Annotated in this window: 8 protein-coding genes and 1 pseudogene; 2 read left to right on the top strand and 7 right to left on the bottom strand. The window is 37.9% G+C overall.

The window, feature by feature from the left end:
- From V5N63_RS10205 to leuS, 7 genes are all read right to left on the bottom strand, one after another.
- On the bottom strand, nucleotides 1-422 hold a 422-nt coding region (locus V5N63_RS10205; protein WP_442905814.1), incomplete at its 3' end, for a tetratricopeptide repeat protein.
- Nucleotides 423-521: 99 nt separating this feature from the next.
- Nucleotides 522-1,397 (bottom strand): PstS family phosphate ABC transporter substrate-binding protein, encoded by an 876-nt coding sequence (locus V5N63_RS10200; protein WP_332033854.1) that lies wholly within the window; start codon nucleotides 1,395-1,397, stop codon nucleotides 522-524.
- Between the two features lie 262 nt (nucleotides 1,398-1,659).
- Complete coding sequence (locus tag V5N63_RS10195; protein WP_332033853.1) at nucleotides 1,660-2,502, bottom strand: energy transducer TonB; 843 nt, start codon at nucleotides 2,500-2,502, stop codon at nucleotides 1,660-1,662.
- Nucleotides 2,503-2,534: 32 nt separating this feature from the next.
- The gene (locus V5N63_RS10190) at nucleotides 2,535-3,110 is read right to left on the bottom strand and encodes an ExbD/TolR family protein (protein WP_332018931.1); all 576 of its coding nucleotides are present in this window, start codon (nucleotides 3,108-3,110) and stop codon (nucleotides 2,535-2,537) included.
- A gap of 7 nt (nucleotides 3,111-3,117) precedes the next feature.
- Entirely contained in the window at nucleotides 3,118-3,720 is a 603-nt protein-coding gene (locus tag V5N63_RS10185; protein ID WP_265144097.1) for an ExbD/TolR family protein, read from the bottom strand.
- Between the two features lie 89 nt (nucleotides 3,721-3,809).
- Nucleotides 3,810-4,676: a MotA/TolQ/ExbB proton channel family protein gene (locus V5N63_RS10180; protein ID WP_265144096.1), complete on the bottom strand. Its 867-nt coding sequence runs from the start codon at nucleotides 4,674-4,676 to the stop codon at nucleotides 3,810-3,812.
- A 256-nt stretch (nucleotides 4,677-4,932) separates the two neighbouring features.
- On the bottom strand, nucleotides 4,933-7,746 hold the full coding sequence (leuS, locus tag V5N63_RS10175; protein WP_332033852.1) for a leucine--tRNA ligase: 2,814 nt from the start codon (nucleotides 7,744-7,746) through the stop codon (nucleotides 4,933-4,935).
- Between the two features lie 98 nt (nucleotides 7,747-7,844).
- Here leuS and V5N63_RS10170 point away from each other — a divergent pair, with 98 nt between their 5' ends.
- Together V5N63_RS10170 and V5N63_RS10165 are read left to right on the top strand one after the other, a co-directional pair.
- Nucleotides 7,845-8,597 (top strand): glycosyltransferase family 2 protein, encoded by a 753-nt coding sequence (locus V5N63_RS10170; RefSeq protein ID WP_332033851.1) that lies wholly within the window; start codon nucleotides 7,845-7,847, stop codon nucleotides 8,595-8,597.
- Nucleotides 8,597-8,897, top strand: a pseudogene (locus tag V5N63_RS10165) (deoxyuridine 5'-triphosphate nucleotidohydrolase); the annotation flags it as partial. The gene V5N63_RS10170 and the pseudogene V5N63_RS10165, both read left to right, overlap by 1 nt.

Here is an 8,897-nt window from a genome sequence, read left to right as displayed (position 1 = left end):
GCTGCACCTCCAAAAATTGTTAAAGCTTCAGCTGCTCTGTATAGAACTTCCGCATCTTTATCACGGGAGTCTTTAACTATATTCTGAATTTCCGCGATTGCAGATTTGTCACCTTTACCAAGTTTAACTGATGCTAAACCAATTCTATTAAGATAACTTTTTTTATCTGCTGCTAAACCTTTATTAAAATTTTCCTGTGCCATTTCGAAATTAGGTTCGAACTGAGTTAGGTAGGAATTCCCTAAGTAAAAATAATTTTCTGCCGTTGGTGATTTGGCAATCATTTCATTAAAAACTGTTTTAGCTTTTGCGTACTTATGACTATCGGCATTTGCAACACCTTCCTGTAAAGTCTGCGCAAAAGCGAAGTTAGAAAAAAATCCTACCGCAACTCCTAAAGCAACTTTTCTTGTTAAATTCATTAATTCTTTCATTTTAATTGTTTATATGTAAAAAAACTTACTAACTCTATTACCCAATTTTCATACCATAAAATTTCACCATAACTTTTTAAGTAAAATTTAACGCATCTGAACTTCTCTTCTGAATATGTTATAGGGTTGTAGTCCTTCCTTCTGTACGACAATTTGGCCTAACTGTTGGCAGGAAAAACGAATCATACCGTTTCCTAAACCGTAATAAGCTTCATTCGTCAGGAAATATAGTGTTCGCGAAAAAGGATAGCTCATATCCCGAATTGTCGCGATTTCAGGCATTACCGCTTTTTTATTTGAAATCACGGGCAATATTTTAACCGAATTTCGCAGCTTCTGTGACTCTGTATCGTATGGTCTGCTGATGGTATTTAGACTAATTACCCCAATTTTTTCAGGATGTTTATTGATTTCATCTACTATATTTTTATTTCCATTGATAATGGAGAATTTTAATTCACTTGGCTTTTTATCTAATTTTTGCGCAACAAAATTTAAATTACTCGAATTGGTACCATCAAAAATGATATTTTTATTATCAGAAACTAATAAATCTGAAATTTCTTCAATTGAAACCGATTCCCTCGCCGCACTTTTCGAAACTACAAAGACAACAGCGTCTACAGCAAACTTTGCAGGCACAATATCCATATCGATTTTGTCTTTGTATGCTTTTTTTTCTTCTTCGCTCAAATCCCGGGACATTACAATAACCCTTACTTTATTTTCGAGCAGATCCAAAAATGCTAAATCTTCTTTTTTGATGACCAGGTTAATTTTTGTTTTTGGATTCAGTGCCATATATCTCTGCGTTAAAGCTTCAGTGACACTTTGAAAAGATTCATCAGCAGCAACAGTAATTTCACCTTGCTGTGGATCGTCTACCAAAACTTTCTCTGTTTTTTTACATGAAAGAAAAAATGTAAAAATGCAAACTAATAATGCGAGTAATCTATTCTTCATTTTTATTCTGTCGGATTCTGTATATCGCTCTTACGATTCTGAAAATTCCGTAAAGGATTAATAAAGCGCCTAAAGCATAGGCGATATTGGGTTCAAGGAAAATGATGAAAAATTTATAAATAATGACAACAATGCCCAGAACAATATAAAAAAAACCTGTTACTAATGATAACCAATTAAACAACATGCGCAAAAATACAAAAAATTAAAAAAAGAGAAGCTTTTGCTTCTCTTTCATTATATTAAATTCAATTTTAATAAATTATTCGAACTGCATGGTAAGCGGCATTCTGAATCTATAACGTACAGCCTGACCGTTTATTTTTGCAGGGGCCCATTTATTTTTGATTGATTTTACAGTTCTGATTGCTTCCGCGTTAAAATCTTTATTAGATCCATTTGCTTTCACATCAGTTATCGATCCGTCTCTCTCCACAACAAATGTTACCTCAGTTTTCACTGTACCTTCATCACCATCCATTACAGAAGTATCAAAACTGCTGTTTACTTTACTTCTGAAGGAGTTGATACCACCAGGGAACTCAGCTAACTGCTCAACTTCCGTATAAACCTGGGTCTCAGAAACCTGCGGCTTTACCTCTACTGTCGTAGATTTTGTAGGCCCGGGTGGAGGTGGAGGTGGGGTATAACTTGGAGTCTTCACACCTTCCTGTGCAATAAGACCTGTTGTAGTTTCCAGCTGCTTTGTAATTGGCGGCGGTGGAGTTTCTACCTTTGGAGCTTTCACCGGTTCCGGTACCACGTTCTGAATAACCTCCTGCTGAGGCTCTTCTTCTTTTGGTGGCGGCGGTGGTGGCGGTGGTTCATCTTCTACCACTTCTTCTATAATGGGCTCTTCCGGTAAAATGTCAATTAAATTGGCATTAACTTCGGTAGCTTCTTTTGCATTCATCTGCTTGATCTTCATGATCACGAACGGAGTGATTGCCGCTACCAGGAAGAGAATGGTTCCAAGAATAAAAGACTTGGTAAGGACCGATCTATAACTTGTTCTCAAGTCATAGGCCCCGTAAGCTTTATTTCTGTTTTCAAATACAATTTCATCTAAAGTAAGATTACTTTTGTATGCGTTATCTTCTGCCATTTTTCTTTCTTTAAAATTTAAACTAATTCATTCTAGTTTGTATCAGCTGCCGGAGCTGCTGGTGCAGAGCCGCCTACCTTCTTGTCATAAATTGCCTGCTCCCAAGTTTTTATATCGGTAATACCGTATATTTCGTTTTTGGTAATGGCCATTTCATCCAGAATGTCTACAAAGTTTTTATACACTGCATCGTCTGTCGGCTTAATGATCACCGTAAATTTAGTCTGATCTTTAGCTCTAGCTTTTGCCTGCTCGATTACTTTGGTAATCCCTTCTCTATCAAAAGATGTTTCCTGAAGCGTTTGCTCGTTAAGGCCTGCCTGGTCTAACTGATGATAGAAAATCCTGTTGTCTTTTCCTATAATTAGAGAAATTGAATTGGATAAATCAATTTCAGTTGGTTCTGGTTTTGGTGCATCCGGTTTCGGTTTTGCCGGAAGCCCCAGATCCATCACATTCGGTTTGTTGAAAGTTGTAACCAACATAAAGAACGTGATCAAAAGGAACGCCAAATCCACCATTGGGGTTAAATCTACGTGGGGCGGCTGCTTCTGCGAGCGCACCTTACCACCTTTCCCGCTACTGTCTTTTACTTGTACTTCTGCCATTTCTTTATTATTGTGCTACTTCCTGACTTGTTATTAACCAGAATTTCAAGAAATCAATATCTCTCAATCCTTCGAACAATGCTTTAACCTTAGGGTATTTCGTCTCTACGTCGCCCTTTACTGCTAACTTATAGTCAGGATTTACTTCTAAACTTTTCTGTACCCAGTCGATCAACTGCTTATTGGTACTGTCAAGCGGAACGCCTGTTTGGCTCTTAAATGCTTTTTTATCGTCCTCGGAAAGATTAAGATATCCTTTAAGTTGATTCATAGGCACTCCTACAGACTGCACTTTGGTAAACTCAACTTTCTCTTTATCCGTAAATTTCACTCCGTACTTCTCTCCCATTTTATCTAAAAGCTGCATTCTTTCGGTCCCGTTATCTACTGGTGTAAAGTAGAATTTTCCGTCTGTTGTACTGAGAACAGTCATCAAACTGGCGTCCGGAAGAAGTTTTTCAGAGATAGAAGATGGCGTGGTTACCGTTTCGACATCAGGAACATTGAACTGAGCCGTAAGGATAAAGAACGTAAGGAGTAGGAATGATACATCGGTCATCGCCGTCATATCTACCCTTATGTTATGTCTTTTTGGTTTGACTCTCGCCATTATACTTTATTTTTTTATTAAACTTCACATATTTTAGACCTTAAAATAACCCTGAAGTTAAAAAAGGCCTGCCCTCAAAACAAAATTTCTTAGTGAAATTCTGCAAATGACTGCTGGATTGACATTGCGATTTCGTCAATTTTGAACGTTAGACCGTCAATCTTAGAAGTAAAATAGTTATAAAGGATAATCGCTACTGCAGAAGTACCAATACCTAAAGCTGTATTTACAAGTGCTTCAGAGATACCGATTGAAAGCGCAGCTGAATCCGGTGTACCACCACCTGAACCTAATGCAGAGAACGCCTTGATCATCCCGATTACCGTTCCTAGTAGTGCAACAAGAGTTGCTACTGTACCTAAGGTAGAAAGAATCATCATGTTTTTCTCTAACATTGGCATCTCCAGGGTTGTAGCTTCTTCAATTGATTTGTTAAGTGCAACCATTTTTTGCTCTTTGTTCATGGTAGTATCGTGAGCCAAAGCTTTGTAAGTCGTAAGACCTTCTTTTACTACGTTACCTACAGAACCTTCTTGTCTGTCGCACTCTTCGATCGCTTCATCTACTTTGTTTTGGTCAAGTAATCTTCTTACGCTTAAAACGAAGTTATCAACATTTCCTTTTCCTGCAGCTTTTCTCAAAACCAATGCACGCTCTATAGAAAACACGATAACGATGATCATAAACGAAATAAGAATTGGTACAATTGGTCCACCCATATAGATAATCCCCATAAATCCATCAGGATGTAATTCTTTTGTTTCCAAATCCGAGAAACTTACAGATGAAAGACCCTCCAGCCTTGGATCGGCTTTAAAGTTTCCTGGATTTCCCAATACAAATAAATAAATAGCAATACCTATTGCGATAAGAATAGGAATAACTAATGCAGGATTTAAGCCCCCTAACTTTTTAGCAACTACTTGCTCCTCGTTGTTTGAAACATTCATTTCCATACTAAACTAAATTATAATTGTTATTTTTTAAATTTTTCGAGCTGTAAAATAAAGTCAAAATTATCATTCACGCAAGTGTTTCGCCACTAATGAAATACATTTTTCTCATGTTAAGATTCATTAACATTGCCAAATTGGTAAATTTTCATTTAAATAATGATGATAATTTTCGATTTTCAAAATACCTTTAAAAATTCGCAGAAATTAAACCCCTTTTTTTACGATTTGAGCTACGGTATTTTTTTTTAAATTATTTTCAACACACAATATTAACGATTTTTTTTGGGACGATGATTACTTTTTTAGGAGTATTTCCTGCGAGCTGATCTAAAACACGTAAATCTTTCATAACGTTTTCTTCAATATCGCCAACACTTAAATCTGCCGGCAAAGCCATTTTGAATCTCATCTTTCCATTGAAGCTCACTGGATACTCTATTTCGTCTTCTACGAGATATTTTTCCTCGAAAACCGGGAACTTCTCAAATTCAATAGAAATGGTATGACCGAGTTTTTCCCAAAGCTCCTCCGAAATGTGCGGCGCGTAAGGAGAAACCACGATTGCCAAAGCTTCCAGAATTTTTCTCTTGTTTGTTTTAAGCTTCTGGAACTCATTTACGGCAATCATAAATGAAGATACCGAGGTGTTGAAAGAGAAATTATCAATATCCGAAACCACTTTTTTAATCAGCGTATGAAGAATCTTATATTCTTCTTTTGTTGGTTCTTCTTCCGAAACATCGAAGCTGTCACCATTATAATATAGGTTATAGAATTTTTTCAGAAAACCGTAAACTCCGCTCAATCCCTGGGTGTTCCAAGGTTTCGACTGTTCCAAAGGCCCGAGAAACATTTCGTAAAGCCTTAAACAGTCCGCACCATATTCCTCACAGATATCATCAGGATTTACAACATTGTATTTGGACTTAGACATTTTTTCTACTTCGCGTTCTGTGATGTATTTTCCGTCCTCCAGAATAAATTCAGCATCAGCAAATTCTGATCGCCAGTTCTTGAATTTTTCAACATCAAGTTCATCAGAAGTTCCTTTTAATAAAGAAACATCAACGTGAATTTTTTGAGTTTCGTAGTTTTGAGCTAAATTTTTGGAAACAAATTGATTGGTACCGTCAACCCTGTAAACAAAGGCACTCATTCCCAAAATCATTCCCTGATTGATCAGTTTTTGGAAAGGTTCTTCCTGGCTAATAAAACCACGGTCTTTCAAGAACATATTCCAGAAACGGGAATATAATAAATGCCCCGTTGCATGCTCACTTCCGCCAATATATAAGTCCACCTGACCCCAGTAATCCGAAAGATTTTTATCCGCGAAAACTTCTTCGTTTGTCGGATCCATATATCTCAAGAAATACCAAGAACTTCCTGCCCAGCCTGGCATCGTAGATAATTCTAAAGGGAAAACAGTGACATTATCGATTAATTCGGTAGCTACTATTTTTTCGTTGAGTTCATCCCAGGCGAAATTTTTTGCATTTCCCAAAGGCGGATCGCCGTCTTCAGTTGGCAAATATTTCTCAACCTCCGGAAGTTCAAGTGGAAGCGAAGATACTGGCAGCGCATAAGGCATCCCTTCCTTATAATATACCGGAACCGGTTCGCCCCAATAACGCTGTCTTGAAAAAATCGCGTCCCGCTGTTTATAATTTGTTGTACCGTGACCGATGCCGCGGTTTTCTATTTCATCAATGATTTTAGCTTTGGCGTCAGTGTAATTCAATCCGTCTAAAAAGTCAGAGTTTACACAAACCGAATCTTTCGAATCGAAGGATTTTTCCTGCACATCTTCCTCGGTTTCTACAACCTTTACAATATTAAGTCCGAATTTCTTTGCAAAACGGTGGTCGCGCTCGTCATGGGCGGGAACTGCCATTACTGCGCCTGTTCCGTAACCCATCAGTACATAATCTGAAATATAAACCGGCATTTTTTCGTCGTTAAACGGATTCAGTGCATAAGCTCCGGTAAACGCGCCGGAAACGTTTTTCACGTCTGCCATCCGGTCGCGCTCCGTTTTTTTAGAGGTTTCTTCGATATAACGGTCGACTTCGGATTTCTGTTCTTCAGTAGTTATTTTTTCAACCAAAGGATTTTCTGGGGCCAATACCATAAAAGTCGCTCCGAAAATAGTATCAGGTCGGGTCGTAAAAACCGAAATATTTTCTTCGGAATTCAAGAGCTCAAAAGTTACCTGCGCTCCCTGAGATTTGCCGATCCAGTATTCCTGAGAATCTTTTAAGGGTTGGGGCCAGTCCAGCGTGTTCAAACCCTGCAACAATCTTTCGGAATACGCGGTAATTCTCATGCTCCACTGCATCATTTTCTTCTGGAAAACCGGGAATCCGCCACGTTCAGATTTGCCGTCTTTCACCTCATCGTTGGCAAGCACAGTTCCTAAACCCGGACACCAGTTTACGGTAGTTTCTGCACGATAAGCTAAACGGTAGTTTAACAAAATATCTTGCCTGTCGAGCTCAGATGCAGATTTCCATTCTTCAGCTGTGAAATTTAAAGCATCATTCTGCACCGCTGAGAGGTTTAATGTTCCCCGCGTTTCAAAATGCTGAATCAACGTCTCAATAGGTTCGGCTTTATCAGTTGATTTATTGTACCACGAATTGAAAAGTTGGATGAAAATCCATTGTGTCCATTTATAATAAGAAGCATCTGAAGTTCTGATTTCCCTGCTCCAGTCGAAAGAGAAACCGATTTTTCGCAGCTGTTCTTCGTATCTTGTGATATTCTGCTCAGTAGTAATTGCAGGATGTGTTCCGGTTTGAATTGCATACTGTTCCGCAGGCAATCCGAAAGAATCGTAACCAACGGGATGCAAAACATTAAATCCCTGATGTCTTTTGTACCTTGCGTAAATATCCGAAGCGATATATCCCAGCGGATGGCCTACATGTAAACCCGCGCCTGATGGATAAGGAAACATATCCAAAACGTAAAATTTCGGTTTATCGGTTTTGTTTTCGGTTTTGTAGGTTTGATTTTCTTCCCAGAATTTCTGCCACTTCTTTTCGATCGATTGATGGTCGTAAAACATGTTTTATTTTTATATAAGCCACAAATTTAAGGTTTTGAATTGAATTTCAAATCAAACTAATAATTGTAAATTTGTTGAAATAACTCTTAAAAAATTCAATGCCTGAAGTTTCGATCATTACTCCGGTTTTTAATTCGTCAAAATTTTTAGAAGAAACCATTGCTTCCGTTTTGAATCAGACTTTTACAGACTGGGAATGGATGATTACGGATGATCAATCGACTGACAATTCGGTGGAAATCATTCAGAAAATCAATGACAGCCGCATACAACTGATTTTATCCGACAAAAATGGCGGCGCCGGACATGCCAGAAATTTATCTTTAAAGCAGGCCAGTGGAAGATTTATCACATTTTTGGATGCTGACGATTTCTGGGAACCGAATTTTTTAGAAGAAATGATTTCATTCATGAAAAAGGAAAATACTGAACTCGCCTATTCTAATTATGCACGCTGCGATGAAAATTTAAATCCCGTGATCGACGATTTTAAAGCAGACAAACCGGTAACTTTTGATAATCTACTTAAAACCTGCCGACTTTCTTTATTAAGTTCAATGTACGATTCCCAACGAGTTGGCAAAGAATATTTTCCGGAAGGCAGCAAACGCGAAGACCACGTGATGTGGCTGAATTTACTGAAGAAAATTCCTGTAGGAAAACCACTTCCGAAAACAATGGCAAAATACAGAATGCACCAATCCAGTATTTCGAGAAAAAAAAGCAATATTGTGAAAGACCAATATCTTGTTTACAAAGATTACATGAATTTTTCAACTGTAAAATCGCTGTATTATACGGCAAACTGGGCACTGAACGGATTTATGAAATATTCAAAACTGTTTAATTAATGGAATATTCAAAAGAATTTAAACAGGCGCTAAGTGAATTTTCGCCCATTGAAAAAGACCGGTTGATTTTCCGCCTGCTAAAAAAAGACAAACTGCTTTCGAAAAAACTGTATTTCGAACTTATCGATCCTGAAACGACCGATCAGAAAAGGGATCAGATGGAAGAAAACGTGACCGAAAAACTTGCATCAGCTGCCCGATACATCGGAAATCCGAAATATTACCTGTCAACAATCAGAACAATCAGTGCTGAAATTACCGAACATGTGAAAGTGACAACCGATAAATTTGGGGAAATTT

The sequence above is a fragment of the Kaistella sp. genome (assembly GCF_032060305.1).
GTDB classification, from domain to species: Bacteria; Bacteroidota; Bacteroidia; order Flavobacteriales; family Weeksellaceae; genus Kaistella; species Kaistella yananensis.
The sequence above is the reverse complement of the archived record's forward strand: the minus strand, read 5'-3'. Positions and strand labels throughout refer to the sequence as shown.